Consider the following 17,220-nt stretch of genomic DNA (forward strand, 5'->3'; position numbering starts at 1 on the left):
CCTGCCTGGCAGGGCTTTTTTTGTTAACCTGAAAGCAAATGCCATGGAACAAAGAATGAATGTCGACCCTGCTGAACTAAAAAAATTTAGCGAACTAGCTCACCGCTGGTGGGATCCTAATTCGGAATTTAAACCCCTGCATGACATCAACCCTATTCGCCTTGAGTGGATTGAGCGGCATACCCGCCTGCAAGGCAAACGGGTACTCGATGTTGGTTGTGGTGGTGGCTTACTCAGCGAAGGCATGGCAACTTTCGGTGCCAAAGTCACAGGAATTGACCTGGCCGAGAAAACACTAGCAGTTGCCAAGCTTCATTTGCTCGAAAGCGGCCAAGCCGTCGATTACCAGCTCATTTCTGTCGAAGCGATGGCACTGCAAGTACCAGCTAGTTTTGACGTCGTCACCTGCCTGGAAATGCTTGAGCATGTTCCAAACCCAGCGAGTGTGATTCAAGCCTGCACCAATCTGGTAAAACCTGGCGGACAGGTATTTTTTTCCACCCTTAACCGCAATCCCAAAGCATGGTTGTTCGCTGTATTAGGCGCTGAGTATGCTCTCAAGCTTTTGCCTCGCGGCACCCATGATTACAACCACTTCATCAAGCCTGCCGAGCTCGCTACCTATTGTCGCCGGGCCGGACTAACAGTAACGGAAGTGGTTGGCTTGAACTACAACCCGTTTACACGGAGATGTAGCCTGACATCGGATACCCAGGTTAACTATCTGTTACGTGCGCAACGGAATGACTGAGGCAACAGCAAATACCTCTGCCATCTTTTTCGACCTTGATGGCACCCTTGCCGATACCGCACCTGATTTAGCTGGTGCGCTGAACAAACTACGTTGCGAGCATGGTTTGCCACCGCTCCCCTTGATGGAATTGCGCCCTCATGTTGCAGCCGGTGCAAGGGGATTACTTCTTGCCGGTATGAACCTCCATCCAGAAAATCCGGCATATCCTGCCGCGCAAGAACGTTTTCTTGCGCTGTACGAAAAAAATGTTCACAACGAAACTTGTCTTTTTGATGGCATCGCCGAGTGCCTTGATCGTCTGGACAGCCTGAACATTCCCTGGGGAATCGTCACTAACAAAGCACTACGTTTTGCCGCCCCGCTCGTTGATGGGCTTGGCTTACAGCATCGAGCAATCTGTTTAGTCGCTGGTGATAGCGCATCTCACCCCAAACCACACCCCGCCCCTCTGCTCATGGCCGCACGCATGGCAACCATTCAGCCTGCATCTTGCATCTACGTAGGTGACGACGAACGCGACATTCTGGCGGCTCACGCCGCTGGCATGAAAGCCGTCGCCGCCGCGTGGGGATATCTAGGTAATGAAAAACCCCTGGCTGACTGGGATGCTGACATTATCGCCATATCGCCCCAAGATATTTTCCGCATTGCCCTATCAATTCGCTAGAATAGCGCTTGCAATTCGCACTTCTAGTCACATCTGAAGGGCACAACGACTCAACCACTGGGGGCGACATGGCTTCGACGTGGATCAAGAAACAGAGCAGTGCATACCGTGGCCCGGAGTACCACGTAAATACAGCCGGAAACTAGTAAACGCCAACGACGAGCGTTTCGCTCTCGCCGCTTAAACCGGCGAGCGCCGCAGCCACCTGCTCATAGGTGGTGCCGGGTAAAACCGGCTGCGGTGTCATTGATATGAGCTAAGGGTGTGCCTTGCTGCGCGGCGCTTCACGAAAAATCAGCAGACCGCGTGTTACCAGCCTGCCCGTTGGCGGGTGATACGTTAAATCAAATAACGAGGCTAAGTATGTAGGGCTGCCTGTGGAAGGTTTGCGGACGCGGGTTCAATTCCCGCCGCCTCCACCAATAATGATGTCCAACCCTGTGTGCGGTTGGACATTTTTTTTCGTCCTCCCGCGTGCCCACGAGGGTTCCTGCGGGTGCTTGCGGACTTCGACCTTTCTAGCCACCGCTAAAATCGCCCCCTTTTCTCTCTCTCCGACGCCACTCGCCAGAAGAGGCAGGAAGTCCACAAGAGCCACGATTCAACCAATTACAAATCAATAGGTTATATCTTGACGAATCAAGCGGTTGATTTTTGGCATCGGCAGGCGAATGAAATCGCCATGATTCGGAGAGTGGAAAAACGAGTGCAGTAAGGCCCGACTGAGCCACCGTGTCCGCGAAGTGCAGCTGCCACGGCGGTATCCAAAAACAGGTAACCAGTCTTCAGAATCTCCATCGTCATGCTTGCTGTAGGGCGGCGATCATCGGGCAGCGCACCCGCCCACGCGCCTCGCAACAACGCTCGACAAGTTCCGCGAGCACATGCTCGATGCCGGTGAGGTCGGCCAGTTTGGCACGCACGTCGGCCAGCTTGCGCTCGGCCTGCTCGCGGGCCTCGATACAATACGACCCATCTTCGAGCTTGAGCAGTTCGGCGATCTCGTCCAGGCTGAAGCCCAGCCGCTGGGCCGATTTCACGAAGCGCACCCGCGTCACATCCTCTTTACCATACCGGCGAATGCTGCCGTAAGGCTTGTCCGGCTCCGGCAACAGGCCCTTGCGTTGGTAGAACCGGATCGTCTCCACATTGACTCCGGCGGCCTTGGCGAAGGTGCCAATGGTCAGATTCTCAAAAATAGTTTGCATATCGCTTGACTCCGTATATGACTACGGAAGTAAGGTTACGCGATTCATTCCAGTTTCGAAAGGATAAACGTATGTCTGAACCAAAAAACGGGCGCGGTGCGCTCTTCGCCGGCGGGCTGGCCGCCATCCTTGCCTCTACTTGTTGCCTGGGGCCGCTGGTTCTGGTCGCCCTGGGGTTCAGTGGGGCCTGGATCGGCAACTTGACGGTGCTGGAGCCGTACCGCCCGGTTTTCATCGGCGCGGCGCTGGTCGCGCTGTTCCTCGCCTGGCGACGCATCTTCCGACCAACCGCAGCCTGCAAGCCGGGCGAGGTCTGCGCGATTCCGCAAGTGCGCAGCACCTACAAGCTCATTTTTTGGGTCGTGGCCGTGTTGATCTTGGTCGCGCTCGGTTTTCCCTACGTTGTGCCATTTTTCTACTAATCAGGAGTTCACCATGAAAACGAAGTTTCAGTGCAGGTTAATGCGCGAAGCGCGTTATGCCGGAACTAAAAAACTGTTTGCTTCCCTCGCTCTCGTCGCCGTCGTTGCCCCCGTGTTGGCCGCCACCCAAACCGTCACGCTGTCCGTGCCAGGCATGACCTGCGCTGCCTGTCCGATCACGGTCAAAAAATCCATCTCGAAAGTCGAGGGTGTAAGCAAGACCGACGTTAATTTCGACAAGCGTGAGGCCGTCGTCACTTTCGACGACGCCAAAACCAACGTCCAGAAATTGACCAAGGCGACCGAGGACGCGGGCTATCCTTCTTCGGTCAAGAAATAATAATGAAAGACCGGAAAACACTGCTGCGGGCCAGCGTCATTAGCACGGTTCTCGTGGCACTGTGCTGTTTCACACCGATTCTGGCGGTTATGTTTGGCGTGGTGGGCTTGTCCGCTCTCACCGACTACCGGGACTATGTGCTGCTGCCCGTGCTGGCGGTTTTCATCGGCTTGACCATCTACGCCATCCAGCGAAAACGCCAAGCCGATGCCTGCTGGACCCCGAATTCCACTGGAGTAAAAAAATGACAGAAATCACCGTGAACGGCATGACGTGCGGCTCCTGCGCCACCCATGTCAAAGATGCTTTGGAAAAAATTCCCGGCGTGAATGCCGCTGTGGTGTCCTACCCCGAAAGCCGGGCACAGGTCATAGCGAACACAGACGTGAGTCACGACCAAATGCTGGCCGCCATCGCCGCATTGGGTTATCAAGGCGCGATCCGGGTTGGTGATTTCAAAAACGATTCAGGAAAACGTGATGCACTTGAGGGCGCCGGTTTGCATATTGCCGTCATTGGCAGTGGCGGTGCAGCCATGGCGGCGGCGTTGAAAGCGGTGGATCAGGGCGCGAAGGTCACACTGATCGAGCGCGGCACCATCGGCGGTACCTGCGTCAACATCGGCTGCGTGCCGTCCAAGATCATGATCCGCGCTGCCCATATCGCTCATCTGCGCCGTGAAAGTCCATTCGACGGCGGCATCGCAGCGACCGCGCCTGCGATTGACCGCAGCAAACTGCTGGCGCAGCAGCAGGCCCGCGTCGATGAACTGCGCCACGCCAAGTACGAAGGCATCCTGGACGGTAATCCGGCCATCACCGTTCTGCACGGTGAAGCCCGTTTCAAAGATGGCCAGAGCCTTACCATCCGTTTGAACGATGGCGGCGAGCGCGTGGTGAGCTTCGACCGTTGCCTTGTCGCCACGGGTGCCAGCCCGGCCGTGCCGCCGATTCCCGGCTTGAAAGACACGCCGTATTGGACATCCACCGAGGCCCTAGTGAGTGACACCATTCCCGAACGCCTGGCCGTGATCGGGTCGTCGGTAGTGGCGTTGGAACTGGCGCAAGCCTTCGCCCGGCTGGGCAGCCAGGTCACGATCCTGGCGCGCAGCACGCTGTTCTTCCGCGAAGACCCGGCCATCGGCGAGGCTGTTACAGCCGCCTTCCGTGCCGAAGGAATCAAGGTGCTGGAACACACGCAAGCCAGCCACGTCGCACATGTGGACGATGAATTCGTGCTAACCACGGAACACGGTGAAGTACGTGCCGACAAGCTATTAGTCGCCACCGGACGCGCACCCAACACGCGCAGCCTGGCGCTGGACGCTGCGGGGGTCACCGTCACTGCGCAGGGAGCCATAGTCATCGACAAAGGCATGCGCACCAGTACACCACACATTTATGCCGCCGGCGACTGCACTGACCAGCCGCAATTCGTTTATGTGGCAGCGGCCGCCGGCACCCGTGCGGCCATCAACATGACAGGTGGGGACGCTGCCCTCGATCTGGCCACGATGCCGGCGATCGTGTTCACCGACCCGCAAGTGGCGACCGTGGGCTTGACAGAGGCCGAAGCACATGCACAAAACATCGAGACCGACAGTCGCCTGCTTACGCTGGACAACGTACCGCGTGCGCTGGCCAACTTTGACACCCGTGGCTTCATCAAGCTAGTGGTAGAGGCGAGTTCGGGCCGCTTGATTGGGGTGCAAGCCGTTGCGCCAGAAGCAGGCGAACTGATCCAGACCGCCGTGCTGGCCATTCGTAATCGAATGACGGTGCAGGAACTGGCTGACCAGTTGTTCCCGTACCTGACGATGGTCGAGGGGCTCAAGCTGTGCGCGCAGACCTTTACCAAGGACGTGACGCAACTGTCTTGTTGTGCTGGTTGAGAAATAGGAGATGTTCCGTGAGCGCCTACACGGTGTCCCATCTGGCCCATGATGCCGGTGTGAGTGTGCATGTGGTGCGCGACTACCTGCTGGCGAACCTCGACGGTCTGTGGCACTACTTCACCGAAAAATGGCTGCGCCTTGCGCATTTAGACAGCGACAGCAATAAATCCCGCTGGCCAACCCATCCCCTTTGGGAAGTTATCTCTAATGCTTCTTGGGGCGATGCTACACAACCTGCTTTGCAGCGCATTCGCTCCAGTAATCTGCCAACTGATGACCGGCTGTTTACTGCCGGGCTTGGCTATGTGGCGGTATTCATGGGACGCGAGGGCACTACAAATTTGTCAAAGGGATTCAGGAGCTTCATGAATCAGGCCGATACCTTCCATCGACTGCGCGGCGAATCTACTGCCCGCTATGTCGAGCGCAAGGCCAGGGTCAAGGGCCGTTTGTTCTCGACAATCAACAATCGTATTCATCTGGATCGAGTCGAAGCCCTGCGGCAGACAGAAGCCTATCGCAAGGCGCGGGAAGGCGAGGAATAACATGAGCGAACCACAAATTCACTCCTTGCCTGAAATTGGTTACCTTCGCCTGCCGCAGATTATTGGCAACTCGAAAGCGAGTCCACGATTCTGGCGCTTATTCCCGTCAGTAAATCAACTTGGTGGGCGGGTGTTAAATCCAGACGCTACCCGCAACCTGTGCGAACCTTGGGCGAACGCATTACGGCGTGGCGGGTTGAGGATATTCGGAACTTGATCGAACTCGCTGCCGAATAATGAGGGGCAACTTTGGGGGCAACCTTTCACTAATGATTCAAGCTTATTCAGTAATCATGAAGCCTTCAGAGAGTTATTCGATTGACGCCGCCGTTGGGATTTTTCTTTGTGCGGACGCGCGCGCGAATGCGATTCCAAGCCTTGTGCCAGTGAGCAACGTCCCGCCGTCGCCCTCGATTCGTGCGTCAATTGTCCGAGCGTTGATCCCTAGTCTCGTCCGTGCCGGTGACCACTCCCCGCTCTGACAACGGCAGAAGCCAGGTTTTCGGAATTTCAGTTTCGTTTTTAAGTTGGTCGGGCGCAATCGAACGAAGACAACGAATCAAATCGAATGATTTGAATTGTCTTTAATTCTAATTATCGTTAGAATTAAAGAATGAATAATCGCTCATTGAAAGACCTACTGTACGAGCAAGTTGCGCGCGTGGGTAAAGCCGTATCAAGTCCGAAGCGGCTCGAACTGCTGGAATTGCTTGCACAAGGCGAAAAGACGGTGGAGGTACTGGCAGGGGAGTTGTCGTCCGATATCAAGCTCACTAGCGCGCATCTGAAGGCGTTGAAAGAGGCCCGACTCGTTACTTCGCGGCGTGATGGCAAGTACATGGCTTATCGGCTGACCGGAAACGACGTGGCGACCCTGTGGGTTGTCTTGCGACAAGTGGCCGAGGAGCACCTGCTGGAGCTGCGAATGGCGCTGGAACAAATGGTCGCCGACCCCACCAAGCTCTCTTCGGTCAGCCGGGAGACGCTGCTTGCGCAGGCGCGCAATGGTGAGGTGATCGTGATCGACGTGCGTCCGGCCGACGAGTTTGCTGTGGCACACCTGCCGTTTGCCCGATCAATGCCGATGGCTGAGCTCGAAAAACGTCTGGCTGAGTTACCCCGCGACAAAGAGATCGTCGCCTATTGCCGGGGCCCGTTCTGCCTGATGTCCGATGAGGCGCTCACGCTACTGGCGTCGCATGGCTACCGGGTCCGCAAAATCCGCGATGGTGTGAGCGAATGGCAGGCGGCAGGCTTGGCCGTCGAAATTGAAGAGAAAAGATGAAAACGACTATCTTCATTCAATCGGCATGGTAACGCGAAGGAAAATCCATGTTTTTCAAACAACTGGCGACCAAAGAATCGTCCCTGTCGTACTTCTTCGGTTGCGGTGGCCTCGGTAAAGGCATGGCGGTGGACGTGGTAGCCGGAGACGAGGACTGGTTCATCAGCGAGGCCAAGATGGCCAATGTCACCATCACGCATGTGATCGACACACATGTGCACGCCGACCGCTACTCCGGCGGCCGCAATCTGGCGCAAGCAGTGTGTGCTCCGTATTTCCTGCACGAGTCGGACCGGCTCCTGGTGACCTATGACTTCGAGCCCTTGCGAGATGGGCAGGTGCTCGACATAGGCAATGTCCAGGTCACGGTGCTGCACACCCCAGGTCACACACCAGACAGCATTTGCCTGTTGGTCGCCGACAAACGCCGCAGCGAAGCGCCCTGGTTCGTGATCACGGGTGACACGCTATTTGTCGGCGCGGTCGGCCGCCCGGATCTGGCGGGACATGAAAGAGAGATGGCGGCACAGCTTTACGAAACGCTTCACACGAAGTTATTGCGCCTTCCGGATACGCTTGAAATGTATCCTGCTCATCAAGCGGGCAGTGCCTGCGGTGCGGGTTTGTCGGGCAAGCCGATGTCGACTCTCGGCTTCGAGAAGCAATGGAATCCGCAGCTGAAGCTAGATCTTGAGCAATTCATCGCCAACGTGAGCGACGTTCCACCCGCGCCGGCTGAAATGGAAACGATTCTGCGCGTCAACCGCGGATTGCAGGATTGCAAGTCATGAGCGGGCAGCCAGTACGGCTGGGACTGCGCGAAAACATGGGGCAGTTTTCGCTGCTGGTACTCGTCAACGCCTTTGTGGGCGCCATGGTAGGTCTCGAGCGCAGCATCCTCCCCGCCATTGCCGAGCAGGAGTTTCATGTCGCCGCACGTGCGGCAATTCTGTCGTTCATCATGGTTTTCGGCCTGGCCAAGGCGTCCACCAACTACTTTGCGGGCCGCTGGTCCGATCGCTTCGGGCGCAAACATGTACTCGTCGCCGGCTGGCTGGTGGCCATCCCTGTGCCGTTCATGCTGATGTGGGCACCGGCGTGGAACTGGGTGGTGGCTGCCAACGTGCTGCTGGGGATCAGCCAGGGGTTGACCTGGTCAACGACCGTGATCATGAAGATCGATCTGGTCGGACCCAAAAAACGTGGTCTAGCCATGGGCCTCAATGAATTTTCCGGCTACCTCGCAGTCGCAGGCAGCGCACTGGCGACCAGTTGGGTCGCGGCACACTATGGTTTGCGCCCGCAACCGTTCTATCTCGGGGTAGGTTACGTGATCGTGGGCCTGGCACTGTCAGTACTGCTGGTGCGCGAAACCCGGCAGTATGTCTCTCACGAGTCAAAGATCAATTCAAACGTGAATGCACCGCCCTTGTCACAAAAAGCGATCTTCATGCGCACTTCGCTGACGGACAAAAGCCTGTCGAGTGTCAGCCAGGCTGGCCTGGTGAATAACCTTAACGATGGTATGGCGTGGGGGCTATTTCCGCTATTTTTTTCGGCGGCAGGCATGACCCTGGAGCGCGTGGGAATGCTGGCTGCGCTCTACCCGGCGGTCTGGGGCATCGCTCAGTTATTTACCGGGGCCCTATCGGACCGGATTGGGCGAAAGTGGCTCATCGCCTCGGGCATGTGGGTTCAAGCAGCCGGCATCGCGATCACTGCTGCGACTTCTACTTTTGTCGGCTTTGCGACCGGTGCCGTGTTGCTGGGCCTGGGAACCGCCATGGTGTACCCAACCTTGCTTGCCGCGATCGGTGATGTGGCGCACCCCTCGTGGCGCGCATCCGCGGTGGGCGTCTATCGCCTCTGGCGTGACCTGGGTTATGCCGTGGGGGCATTACTCTCCGGCTTGGTGGCGGATGCATTTGGCCTCGAGACGGCGATTTGGTGCGTAGCCGTACTCACTCTTGCGTCCGGAATGATCGCGGCCCTGCGCATGAGCGAAACCTTGCCCGTAGCCCCCCGTAGTTTGGATATTTGCCAGTAGCTTTTGTGATTGGCGGACTGCGAAAGACGTCGCTCGCACTTGACTTGGCGGTTCAATCGCTGACAGCCAACTTCTGCCGCCACACCGCCTTGACCTGCTTCAGGATGAGCCAGAGCGCATAACAGCCGCCTGATTGAACAGCGTGATTTGAGTCAGCAGCGCATCAGGAATCAGGCGCCGCCATCATCCCGTTGCAGATCGACGCCATTGGTTGCCCTATTCCGCTGCCGCTCATCCTGCCTATCATCGTGCTGTGCATTACCCACATACCGATCACTCCAATGACGGCAAAAATAACGATGACAATCCTCAGTGCAGACGATGTGTTCGCCATATTCCCTCCTAAAGAACGTAGACGGATGGCAGGGCACAGGCCTTGGTCTAATCGAGTGTCTGCGCGACAAACGTCGAAAACTCTGCAGACGTTTTCAAATCGCACCCCATTCTTTTTGCTTCAGCAAATGCCTGCTCGCTTGTCCAGCCGTGTTGCTTTGCCTTGCTCAATGAGAGGAGCAGCGCAGCACGCGCGCCGGTTGCGCAATGCAGCAGAAACGGGCCTTCCTTGTCCTTCATCGCGGTATCCAGGTCGCCGATCTGGTTTGCGGCCAGAGCCGCTTTATTGACAGGGATATTGACGTAAGCCAAGCCATGACTTTTTGTGAGTGTCTCATTGGATGTCGCCGTCTCGGATGGCAGCCGGAAATCGATGACAGTTCGTATCCCTTGCTGCTTGGCTTCTTGCAGATCTTGCTCGGTCGGCTGCGGGCCGATGAAAATTTCGTCTTCGACTTGCTTAAACTGGCTCATGGTGGTCCTCTGCGATTAATTAATTAACCCTGCGGGCTTTCGGTCATGTGACCGCAATATTTCTCCAGATTCTCGGGCAAATGGTCCGGACAGATGCCGCATTGCTGATTGCCCGGTACGGCATAGTCGATGAATTTCGGGTAAGGCAAATTGAGGTTCGCCATGATTTCCCGGAACTGTTCCAGTGTGCGCTCCTGGCCGAGTCGCGGGTTGCGTTTCTTTTCCTGTGCAATGCAGGAAACGCGCCGATCCTGGTAATCATGGGCGGGATAGACGAGCGTCTCGTCCGGTAGTGCAAACAGTTTTCCGGTGACGCTTTTATACAAGGCATCGGCATCGCCGTTTTGGAAGTCGGTACGGCCACAGCCTTCGATCAGCAGCGCATCGCCGGTAAATAGCTTGTCGTCGAACCGGTAAGCGAAATGGCCGGCGGTGTGGCCGGGGGTATGCAACGGCTGCAACGCAATGCTCCCCACCTTGAACGGCATGCCTTCTTCGATGCCGACGTCGGCACAGGGCAAGCGATCGAAAGCTGGCGCGGCGATCTTGCTGCCCACCTTGTTTTTCAGTTCGCGCGCGGCGGTGATGTGGTCGGCATGGATATGGGTATCGACGCTATAGGCCAGCGTCAAGCCGAGCCGGGTGATTTCCGCCAAGTCACGCTCTATCGTGACGATCACCGGATCAATCAATATCGCCTGCCCGGTTTCCTCGCAGCCTAACAAGTAGGTGTAAGTACTCGACAAGGGTTCAAACAGTTGGCGAAAGATCATGGGAACTCTCCTTGTGGGGCTGCACGCATAAATTTATACTTAATTATATACTATAAAAAAATATAATGTAAGCGAATCGGCTGTTTCCCGGAATCGCGTCATGACAATTGCACCCAAAAATTTAGACATCCAAGCCATGCGGCTTGCCGCTACGCAAGCCAACAGCTTGCTGAAAGCCCTGGCTAACCCAGGCCGTCTGCTTTTACTGTGCCAACTCAGCCAAGGAGAACAGTGCGTAAGCGAGCTGGAAGAATTAGTTGGCATCTTGCAGCCTACACTTTCGCAACAACTCGGTGTCCTGCGCGAAGAACGTTTGGTCAATACGCGACGCGAAGGCAAACAGATTTTTTACAGTATCGCGAGTAAAGAGGCATTGGCTGTCATGCAAGCGCTTTAAGCGCAGTTTTGCAATGTCGACGAGAGAGGGAAAAATGATTGACTGGATAAATTTTACGCCTTGGTCTTCCTTGGCGGATGGGTTGCTGATTGGCGTTTCTACCGCGATGTTCCTGCTGTTCAATGGAAGGATTGCCGGCATCAGTGGCATCGTCGGCGGGCTGTTTCGGTCTGCGCCAGGGGACATCGGATGGCGCATGGCCTTCCTCTTGGGTTTGCTGGCCGCTCCGCTAGTCTATGTTCTTGCTGCGCCACTGCCCGCGGTGCGCATCGGCTGATATTGCCGCACTCATCGTCGCGGGCCTTCTGGTTGGTGTCGGCACCCGCTATGGTTCGGGATGCACCAGTGGTCATGGGGTAAGTGGCCTCTCCCGTCTTTCTCCGCGCTCGATGGTCGGCTACGGCTTCGTTCATGCTGGCCGGCTTTGTGACCGTATTTATCGTTCGTCACCTGATCGCTTGAACGGCATTCCAAGGAGAGCATCATGCAAGTGTTGATGGCACTGATCGCCGGTCTGATCTTCGGGCTTGGCCTGATCATTTCGGGCATGTCCGATCCCGTCAAAGTGATCGGCTTTCTCGACCTCGCCGGCAAATGGGATCCGTCGCTCGCCTTTGTCATGGGTGGCGCGGTTCTGGTTGGCTTGTTTGTCTTCCGGTTCGCCGCGACGCGCTCCAGTGCAATCCTGGGAGGGCCCATGCGCCTGCCCACTGCACGGCAGATTGACCGCCGGCTGATCCTTGGAGGATCAACCTTTGGTGCCGGCTGGGGTCTGACCGGGTATTGTCCCGGCTCTGCCGTGGTAGCAAGTCGTTGATTTTCACAATAGCCATGCTGGCGGGGATGGTGGTTTTTGAAATTCAAGAGCGACGCACTCGGTCCTCTGCAAAGGAACCGGAATAACGGCCCTTCGTCGCGGTTCTTTTGCATGGCGAATTCGAAAATATCCTGTGCATGCCGTAGGGGACGGCACGACGATGAATCAAGGGGACTATGGTGTCAGTTAGTGTCGGACTTGGTTTGATTATGGGTGTCATTCTCGCGCTGACCGGTGCTGGCGGCGGGATACAGGCCGTTCCGTTGCTGATTTTCGGGGTGGGGCTAAGTGTCGCCCAGGAGGGTCCCATTGGCTTGCTGGCCGTGGAGTTGGCAGCCGCGCTTGGCGCTGGGTTGGGGTTGAAAGCTGGCACGGTGCGCTACAAAGCCGCTTTGTTGGTGACTGGGACAGGTGTGCTGTTATCACCATTCGGTGTTTGGCTGGCCAACAGGATGGATAACCGCTGGCTCAGCCCGCTTTTTGCCATCGTCCTGCTCTTCGTTGCCTATCGGACGTTTCGGCAAGTCCAAGATCAACCGACTGGTGATGGACAACAGGGTCGCCGCTCGCCGCCTTGCGTTCGAGACAATGGCAACGGCCGGTTCATCTGGACTACCCGCTGCACACGTGCCCTGGCGTTGACTGGCACCGTTGCCGACCTGCTGGGTGTCGGCGACGGTTTTTTTGTAATGGTTCCGGCCTTGCAACACTATACGGACCTGGCGATGCAATCCATCGTCGCGACCTCATTGGCGGTCATCGCACTGGTGTCAATGAGAAGCATAGCGCCCAGCGCGCTTGCTGGCACCCTCGCGGGAATAATGGGCAGCCGTCTGATTGCATCGCGGCTGGCAGGGCCGCACCTGCAAAAAGGTTTTGCAGCTGTTTCAGCATTGGTGGCTATCGGCATGATTGGCAAATCCTTCCTGTAGCAGCACTCAGGCGAATAGATTGCGCAGTAACTACGCGCCTGCTGCCATTTGCAAGGAAGGACCAAATTTACCTGCTCATTGCGACAGCACGTAACGAGCCAGGGTTTGCGCATCCACCTCCTTGAGTTGATCGTACGGGGGCATCGGGACGTTGCCCCATTTCCCCGCCCCGCCTGCCCGAATGTTGCGCGAGACCTGATCAACTGCATCGGCCTTGCCGGTATACCTCGCTGAAATTTCCTTGAATGCCGGCCCAACGACCCGTTTATCAAGCACATGACACGCCGAGCAATTGTTTGCCTTCAAGAGCGTCTGCGCATCGCGCAGCGTTGTGGCAACCGCCGACGCTGCAAGCTTGGCGACTGGTAATTGCGCGACGCTCGACGCCGCTGTGCGTTCGGCACCATAGGTCTTGACCAGATAATCCGCCATGGCCGGCACATCTTCGTCGGCGAACTCCGCACCAAACGGCTTTTTCATTTTTTTGACGGTCGCCTCCCAGTAAGCACGCGGCGAACCCGGTGGTTGCGTGGCGACATACTGCGCTGAATGACAGGTCATGCAATTGCGCTGGACTAGCTGATAGCCGGGCAAATCGCTCGCACGGTAGGTGGCGGTTTCAGGCGGCATCGCGACATCCAAAGCAAGTGCCGTATTTCCCGACAGCAATACGGCACTTGCAATCAGCGCTGCACCGAGGTTGGTGGTTTTCATCATCGCTATCCCCTTATACGGCAACGACGCGCGTGGTTTCGACCACGTTGCGCATGTACCCCATCGGATTCCACAGCGCCGTCAGCGGCTGGCTCTGCCCGATGCGGTTGACTGCGCGCACTTTCAACTCATAAGCACCCGTGCGTGGTGGCTTGAACGCTACGGTCCACTCTCGGAACGAATATCTGCCGAGGTCCTTGCCCAAACGGGCCCCATGCCAGGTCTGACCGCTGTCAGCAGAGAAGGCCACCTCGGTGATGCCGTATCCGCTGTCGAAAGCAATTCCACGCACAATGGTTTCGCGGCCCGCGCGTACCTGCGCGCCATCGGCGAGGCTGGTGATGAAAGAGCGCACATTGAAGCGATTGATCGGCGTGGTTTTCGCAGGGGCCGTGCCGGGTTCCACGCAGGCGCAATTGTTGTCGGGAATACGGTAGGCCGTGCTCATCCAGAAGCCGTCGAACACCTTGTCGACCACCTGGATGTCGGACACATGCTTGACCCAGTACGTGCCGTAATAGCCGGGCACAATCAGACGCACCGGATAACCGTTCAGAAACGGCAGATCGGCGCCGTTCATTTGCCACGCCAGCATCACCTCCCCATCCAGCGCGTGGTCGATGTTGAGCGCCTTGACGAAATCCGGGCCGTCGCCCACCGGCGGCTGCTCGAGGCCGTTGAACGACACCTGAACCGCACCGGCCTTGACGCCGGCTTTTTCCAGCACTTTCTTCAGCGGCACGCCGGTCCAGCGCGCATTGCCCATCGCACCGTTCGACAATTGGCCGCCGTTGGCGCGCGGTATGAAATGGCCGCGACTGTTGCCTGAGCACTGGTTGACCGCAACCAGATCGACCGGATCGGCCAACTGCTTCAATGCGTCGAGTGACAATTCGAGCGGTGTGTTGACGCTGCCCCCGACGCGCAGCCGATACGTGGCCGGGTCGATCGAGGTGGGAATACCGCTCCAGTGATAGCGCACGAAAAACGCATCGTTTGGCGTCAACACGCCTTCATTGAAAACGGCGAACGGCGTTTCCAGCTGTGGCGGCCGGCTGGTCAGTAAAATCATTGGCCGCTTCTGCGGGAATGCGACCAGTTCACGCTCACCATTGTCGAACGGGAGCGTCACGCGCAAGACGTCAGCCGCCAGTGCCGCAAGCGCGTGACTTCCCATTGCCGAGGCGACGCCGAGTGTGCCGGTATGCCGCAAGAATGCACGCCGTTTTTGCACTGCCATCGAAAATTCCTGTTTTGTTTTCATTACCCCTGTCTCCTGGTTGTTTTTAAATACCTTCATCAAGTAATGATAAATACTATCGAGTTACACGAGATATTCCAGAAGGCCATGCTGATCCACATGGATATCAAATATGGCATGTCCGCTTAAAAATCACGCTCCGCTGACCAACACCGCCTTTGCGCTATCAGCAGGCGCTTCCCCTTCCATCACAATGATCTTGCTCGGTCCCGCATCCTTGGCCGAAAGCGTATTCACCACTTCGCGCAAAGGGCCGATCGCCGTACCGTTGGCCATCCCCATCGGGTTGGTCTTGAAGCTGGCGACCGGGGTCTTCTGGCCGCTCACGTACACGCTGTAGACAGTTTGCGGCTTGAGCTTGAAGAGCGATACCTCCAGCGAATCGATCACCCCCAGGTTGCGTGCGACGACGAAACCTTTACCTGCGCCAGATACGGGCTTCAATGCAATATTGATGGGCTCGCTATTGACGCGCGGAACCAAGTTGGCGGTGCCTTCTCCTGCCGGCACGGCGTGCGACACGTACACCAGCGCCTGCGGCGCCTGACCGACTGGCACGCGCGCAATGACCTTGTTGCTGGCAGTATCGATCACATCGACAGCGTCGCCGTTTTCCAGTCCGACATACATCCGGCTACCGTCATCGGACGCCCAGATGCCGTGCGGCAGCGCGCCGACTGGTATCGTCGCCACCAGCTTGGGCACATTGTCCATGGTAAATACCTTGACCGCGTTCTCGCCACCGATGGTGATGTAGGCGAAGGTGCCGCCGTCCGTTTTGGCAAAGCCCAGGTGATTGGTGATCATCCCGGTGTCAAACACGCCTTTGACTTCAAGCTTCCCGGTATCGATGCGCGTGACCTTGCCGACGTCCTTGTGGGTCATCCAAACTTCCTTGAAGTCGGGCGTGAATTGCAGGAATGGCGAGAACGGGCTGACGACCTTGATTTGCTTGACGACCTTGTGCGACTTCACGTCGATGATCTCGACCACCGGATTGAAGCTGGAGACGACAAATGCCTGCTTGCCATTGGGATGGAACAGCACCATGCCGGGACCAGCGGTCGTGTTAATGCGTCCGGTTTCCTTGTACGTGTTCGGATCGATTACCGATATGTAGTTTTCACCGCGCACCACCGCCCACACTTCGCGGCCGTCAGCGGTAAAAAAGCCTTCATGCGGCGAGCGGCCGATATAGGTCGTGCCCTTGACCTTGTTGGTGGCGGTATCGATGAAGGTGACCGAATTGGAGCCATTGGAAACCGCGATCAGGGTTTGGTGATCTGGTGAAAATCCGAGGCCGTGCACATTGATCTCGCCCTTGTACAGTGGCGACAGCACATCGGGACGCTGATTGCCCAGCTTGATCTGGCCTAGCAGCATGTTAGTGGACGGATTGATGACCGAGACGGTGTTGCTGTTCTGGTCGGCGGTGTAGACGCGGTCTTGTGCAGCAGGCACCGCCCATGCCAGGTTGACGATCAAGGCGCCGGCAGCGGTGACGGAAAGCAGGGGAAAAGTTTTCATGGTTTACTCTTTCTGTATTGGGAATCGGGTTAGTTCATTTGGAAGGTTGTAAGGCGGGTCTTAAGTCACTGGATTGTTGTGCCTGATAGCGCTGCAACCACGCCTGCATGACGCGAATTTCGTTTTGCTGTTCGGTAATGATGCCCTGCGCCAGATTTTTCAGTTCCGGGTCTTTTGTGTAAAGCAGCAGCGCTTTTGCCATGTCGATTGCCCCCTGATGATGGGGCATCATCATCGTGACGAAATCGTGTTCTACCACGCCGTTCATCGGCGCGTGTTTCATGCCGTCATCCATCACGGCCATCGCATCGTCCATCAGGGCAGCAAAAGGCTTGGCGGTGCTGGCGACGAATGATGCAGGTGGTGTGCCAGCAGAGGAACCATGATGCTGATGCGTCTGTTGGGCACCCGCAGGCGCGGCGGCAATTATGAACACGCCGGCAGCGGCAATTCGAAAAATTAAAGCGATTTTTGCAATGTTACGCACAAAGTATCCCGTTCATCATGGTTTCTCAAGCTGCTCGCAGACGACATTGGCGACACGAGCCAGTTCGCTTTCATTGATGCCGGCTGACAATACGCAGCCGAACTTGCCGTCGATCCAGTGAAACACGTTGGCCGGCCCTTCTTGCGCAAAACGGAAGCCGATATCCTTATTTTGCGCTTGCTCAGTGGAGACATGCAAGATCAGGCACTGACCGGTAGCATCGTGATACGTGTTGCAAGTGCTTTTTCCGCCTTCCGCCACATCATTGTCAAATAAAGGGTTGTGGCAATAACGAGATGTTTCATGGTTAAGCTCCGTTGGTTAGTTAAAGAGTCGTTCTATT

21 protein-coding genes, 1 other RNA gene and 1 pseudogene are annotated in these 17,220 nt (G+C 56.7%); 15 read left to right on the forward strand and 8 right to left on the reverse strand.

Going from position 1 to position 17,220, the window contains the following annotated elements; all coding sequences use genetic code 11:
• Positions 1 to 43 precede the first annotated feature (43 nt).
• The 3 genes from ubiG (at position 44) to ssrA (ending at position 1,843) form a co-directional block, all read left to right on the forward strand.
• Positions 44 to 751 carry a bifunctional 2-polyprenyl-6-hydroxyphenol methylase/3-demethylubiquinol 3-O-methyltransferase UbiG gene (gene ubiG / locus PG1C_RS08890; protein WP_202634456.1) on the forward strand — a complete coding sequence of 236 codons (708 nt, stop codon included), beginning with the start codon at positions 44 to 46 and terminating at the stop codon, positions 749 to 751.
• On the forward strand, positions 744 to 1,421 hold the full coding sequence (locus PG1C_RS08895) for an HAD-IA family hydrolase (protein ID WP_202634457.1): 678 nt from the start codon (positions 744 to 746) through the stop codon (positions 1,419 to 1,421). Before ubiG ends, PG1C_RS08895 begins: the two co-directional genes overlap by 8 nt.
• A 59-nt stretch (positions 1,422 to 1,480) precedes the next feature.
• Positions 1,481 to 1,843, forward strand: a transfer-messenger RNA (tmRNA) gene (gene ssrA, locus PG1C_RS08900).
• A 378-nt stretch (positions 1,844 to 2,221) separates the two neighbouring features.
• On the opposite strand, the gene merR is transcribed toward ssrA, so the two are convergent.
• Positions 2,222 to 2,629: an Hg(II)-responsive transcriptional regulator gene (merR, locus tag PG1C_RS08905; protein WP_202634458.1), complete on the reverse strand. Its 408-nt coding sequence runs from the start codon at positions 2,627 to 2,629 to the stop codon at positions 2,222 to 2,224.
• A 71-nt stretch (positions 2,630 to 2,700) separates the two neighbouring features.
• Between merR and merT the strand changes: the two genes are divergently transcribed.
• The 8 genes from merT (at position 2,701) to PG1C_RS08945 (ending at position 9,162) form a co-directional block, all read left to right on the forward strand.
• Entirely contained in the window at positions 2,701 to 3,051 is a 351-nt protein-coding gene (gene merT, locus PG1C_RS08910; RefSeq protein ID WP_202634459.1) for a mercuric ion transporter MerT, read from the forward strand.
• A gap of 13 nt (positions 3,052 to 3,064) precedes the next feature.
• The gene (gene merP / locus PG1C_RS08915; protein WP_479687744.1) at positions 3,065 to 3,391 is read left to right on the forward strand and encodes a mercury resistance system periplasmic binding protein MerP; all 327 of its coding nucleotides are present in this window, start codon (positions 3,065 to 3,067) and stop codon (positions 3,389 to 3,391) included.
• 2 nt (positions 3,392 to 3,393) lie between these two features.
• Positions 3,394 to 3,639, forward strand: coding sequence for a mercury resistance system transport protein MerF (gene merF / locus PG1C_RS08920; RefSeq protein ID WP_202634460.1), 246 nt, complete (start codon positions 3,394 to 3,396; stop codon positions 3,637 to 3,639).
• Positions 3,636 to 5,282 (forward strand): mercury(II) reductase, encoded by a 1,647-nt coding sequence (gene merA, locus PG1C_RS08925; RefSeq protein WP_202634461.1) that lies wholly within the window; start codon positions 3,636 to 3,638, stop codon positions 5,280 to 5,282. Before merF ends, merA begins: the two co-directional genes overlap by 4 nt.
• A 17-nt stretch (positions 5,283 to 5,299) precedes the next feature.
• Positions 5,300 to 5,830 (forward strand): hypothetical protein, encoded by a 531-nt coding sequence (locus tag PG1C_RS15110; RefSeq protein WP_479687745.1) that lies wholly within the window; start codon positions 5,300 to 5,302, stop codon positions 5,828 to 5,830.
• A 613-nt stretch (positions 5,831 to 6,443) separates the two neighbouring features.
• Positions 6,444 to 7,115 carry an ArsR/SmtB family transcription factor gene (locus PG1C_RS08935; RefSeq protein WP_202634462.1) on the forward strand — a complete coding sequence of 224 codons (672 nt, stop codon included), beginning with the start codon at positions 6,444 to 6,446 and terminating at the stop codon, positions 7,113 to 7,115.
• A 47-nt stretch (positions 7,116 to 7,162) separates the two neighbouring features.
• The gene (locus PG1C_RS08940; protein WP_202634463.1) at positions 7,163 to 7,906 is read left to right on the forward strand and encodes an MBL fold metallo-hydrolase; all 744 of its coding nucleotides are present in this window, start codon (positions 7,163 to 7,165) and stop codon (positions 7,904 to 7,906) included.
• A complete protein-coding gene (locus PG1C_RS08945; RefSeq protein WP_202634464.1) occupies positions 7,903 to 9,162 on the forward strand; it encodes an MFS transporter in 1,260 nt (419 codons plus the stop codon). Before PG1C_RS08940 ends, PG1C_RS08945 begins: the two co-directional genes overlap by 4 nt.
• A 381-nt stretch (positions 9,163 to 9,543) precedes the next feature.
• Here PG1C_RS08945 and PG1C_RS08950 read toward each other — a convergent pair whose 3' ends face one another.
• Both PG1C_RS08950 and PG1C_RS08955 read right to left on the reverse strand, forming a co-directional pair.
• Entirely contained in the window at positions 9,544 to 9,969 is a 426-nt protein-coding gene (locus PG1C_RS08950) for a protein tyrosine phosphatase family protein (protein ID WP_202634465.1), read from the reverse strand.
• A 23-nt stretch (positions 9,970 to 9,992) separates the two neighbouring features.
• Positions 9,993 to 10,742 carry an MBL fold metallo-hydrolase gene (locus PG1C_RS08955; protein ID WP_202634466.1) on the reverse strand — a complete coding sequence of 250 codons (750 nt, stop codon included), beginning with the start codon at positions 10,740 to 10,742 and terminating at the stop codon, positions 9,993 to 9,995.
• Between the two features lie 100 nt (positions 10,743 to 10,842).
• Between PG1C_RS08955 and PG1C_RS08960 the strand changes: the two genes are divergently transcribed.
• The 4 genes and pseudogenes from PG1C_RS08960 (at position 10,843) to PG1C_RS08975 (ending at position 12,888) form a co-directional block, all read left to right on the forward strand.
• Positions 10,843 to 11,139 (forward strand): ArsR/SmtB family transcription factor, encoded by a 297-nt coding sequence (locus PG1C_RS08960; RefSeq protein WP_202634467.1) that lies wholly within the window; start codon positions 10,843 to 10,845, stop codon positions 11,137 to 11,139.
• A 34-nt stretch (positions 11,140 to 11,173) separates the two neighbouring features.
• A pseudogene (locus PG1C_RS14860) lies at positions 11,174 to 11,601 on the forward strand (YeeE/YedE family protein).
• A 22-nt stretch (positions 11,602 to 11,623) separates the two neighbouring features.
• A complete protein-coding gene (locus PG1C_RS08970; RefSeq protein WP_237218123.1) occupies positions 11,624 to 11,956 on the forward strand; it encodes a DUF6691 family protein in 333 nt (110 codons plus the stop codon).
• A gap of 176 nt (positions 11,957 to 12,132) precedes the next feature.
• Positions 12,133 to 12,888 (forward strand): sulfite exporter TauE/SafE family protein, encoded by a 756-nt coding sequence (locus PG1C_RS08975; RefSeq protein WP_284431748.1) that lies wholly within the window; start codon positions 12,133 to 12,135, stop codon positions 12,886 to 12,888.
• A gap of 75 nt (positions 12,889 to 12,963) precedes the next feature.
• Here PG1C_RS08975 and sorB read toward each other — a convergent pair whose 3' ends face one another.
• The 5 genes from sorB to PG1C_RS09000 form a co-directional block, all read right to left on the reverse strand.
• On the reverse strand, positions 12,964 to 13,605 hold the full coding sequence (gene sorB, locus PG1C_RS08980) for a SorB family sulfite dehydrogenase c-type cytochrome subunit (protein ID WP_202634469.1): 642 nt from the start codon (positions 13,603 to 13,605) through the stop codon (positions 12,964 to 12,966).
• Positions 13,606 to 13,615: 10 nt separating this feature from the next.
• Positions 13,616 to 14,866 (reverse strand): SorA family sulfite dehydrogenase catalytic subunit, encoded by a 1,251-nt coding sequence (gene sorA, locus PG1C_RS08985; RefSeq protein WP_237218124.1) that lies wholly within the window; start codon positions 14,864 to 14,866, stop codon positions 13,616 to 13,618.
• 129 nt (positions 14,867 to 14,995) lie between these two features.
• Positions 14,996 to 16,390, reverse strand: coding sequence for a YVTN family beta-propeller repeat protein (locus PG1C_RS08990; RefSeq protein ID WP_202634470.1), 1,395 nt, complete (start codon positions 16,388 to 16,390; stop codon positions 14,996 to 14,998).
• 34 nt (positions 16,391 to 16,424) lie between these two features.
• Complete coding sequence (locus tag PG1C_RS08995) at positions 16,425 to 16,877, reverse strand: DUF305 domain-containing protein (RefSeq protein WP_202634471.1); 453 nt, start codon at positions 16,875 to 16,877, stop codon at positions 16,425 to 16,427.
• A 15-nt stretch (positions 16,878 to 16,892) separates the two neighbouring features.
• Entirely contained in the window at positions 16,893 to 17,138 is a 246-nt protein-coding gene (locus PG1C_RS09000; RefSeq protein WP_202634472.1) for an anti-sigma factor, read from the reverse strand.
• Between the last annotated feature and the right edge of the window lie 82 nt (positions 17,139 to 17,220).

This window comes from Rugosibacter aromaticivorans, from assembly GCF_000934545.1.
Lineage (GTDB): Bacteria > Pseudomonadota > Gammaproteobacteria > Burkholderiales > Rhodocyclaceae > Rugosibacter > Rugosibacter aromaticivorans.

Excerpts from the sequence above, each read along its gene's own strand:
- merF (WP_202634460.1), top strand. The coding sequence starts at position 3,394 with ATGAAAGACCGGAAAACACTGCTGCGGGCCAGCGTCATTAGCACGGTT.
- sorA (WP_237218124.1), bottom strand. The coding sequence starts at position 14,866 with ATGAAAACAAAACAGGAATTTTCGATGGCAGTGCAAAAACGGCGTGCA.
- PG1C_RS08895 (WP_202634457.1), top strand. The coding sequence starts at position 744 with ATGACTGAGGCAACAGCAAATACCTCTGCCATCTTTTTCGACCTTGAT.
- ubiG (WP_202634456.1), top strand. The coding sequence starts at position 44 with ATGGAACAAAGAATGAATGTCGACCCTGCTGAACTAAAAAAATTTAGC.
- merA (WP_202634461.1), top strand. The coding sequence starts at position 3,636 with ATGACAGAAATCACCGTGAACGGCATGACGTGCGGCTCCTGCGCCACC.
- PG1C_RS08935 (WP_202634462.1), top strand. The coding sequence starts at position 6,444 with ATGAATAATCGCTCATTGAAAGACCTACTGTACGAGCAAGTTGCGCGC.
- PG1C_RS08940 (WP_202634463.1), top strand. The coding sequence starts at position 7,163 with ATGTTTTTCAAACAACTGGCGACCAAAGAATCGTCCCTGTCGTACTTC.
- PG1C_RS08975 (WP_284431748.1), top strand. The coding sequence starts at position 12,133 with ATGGTGTCAGTTAGTGTCGGACTTGGTTTGATTATGGGTGTCATTCTC.
- PG1C_RS08970 (WP_237218123.1), top strand. The coding sequence starts at position 11,624 with ATGCAAGTGTTGATGGCACTGATCGCCGGTCTGATCTTCGGGCTTGGC.
- sorB (WP_202634469.1), bottom strand. The coding sequence starts at position 13,605 with ATGATGAAAACCACCAACCTCGGTGCAGCGCTGATTGCAAGTGCCGTA.
- merP (WP_479687744.1), top strand. The coding sequence starts at position 3,065 with ATGAAAACGAAGTTTCAGTGCAGGTTAATGCGCGAAGCGCGTTATGCC.
- PG1C_RS08945 (WP_202634464.1), top strand. The coding sequence starts at position 7,903 with ATGAGCGGGCAGCCAGTACGGCTGGGACTGCGCGAAAACATGGGGCAG.
- PG1C_RS08990 (WP_202634470.1), bottom strand. The coding sequence starts at position 16,390 with ATGAAAACTTTTCCCCTGCTTTCCGTCACCGCTGCCGGCGCCTTGATC.
- PG1C_RS08960 (WP_202634467.1), top strand. The coding sequence starts at position 10,843 with ATGACAATTGCACCCAAAAATTTAGACATCCAAGCCATGCGGCTTGCC.
- PG1C_RS08955 (WP_202634466.1), bottom strand. The coding sequence starts at position 10,742 with ATGATCTTTCGCCAACTGTTTGAACCCTTGTCGAGTACTTACACCTAC.
- PG1C_RS08950 (WP_202634465.1), bottom strand. The coding sequence starts at position 9,969 with ATGAGCCAGTTTAAGCAAGTCGAAGACGAAATTTTCATCGGCCCGCAG.
- merR (WP_202634458.1), bottom strand. The coding sequence starts at position 2,629 with ATGCAAACTATTTTTGAGAATCTGACCATTGGCACCTTCGCCAAGGCC.
- merT (WP_202634459.1), top strand. The coding sequence starts at position 2,701 with ATGTCTGAACCAAAAAACGGGCGCGGTGCGCTCTTCGCCGGCGGGCTG.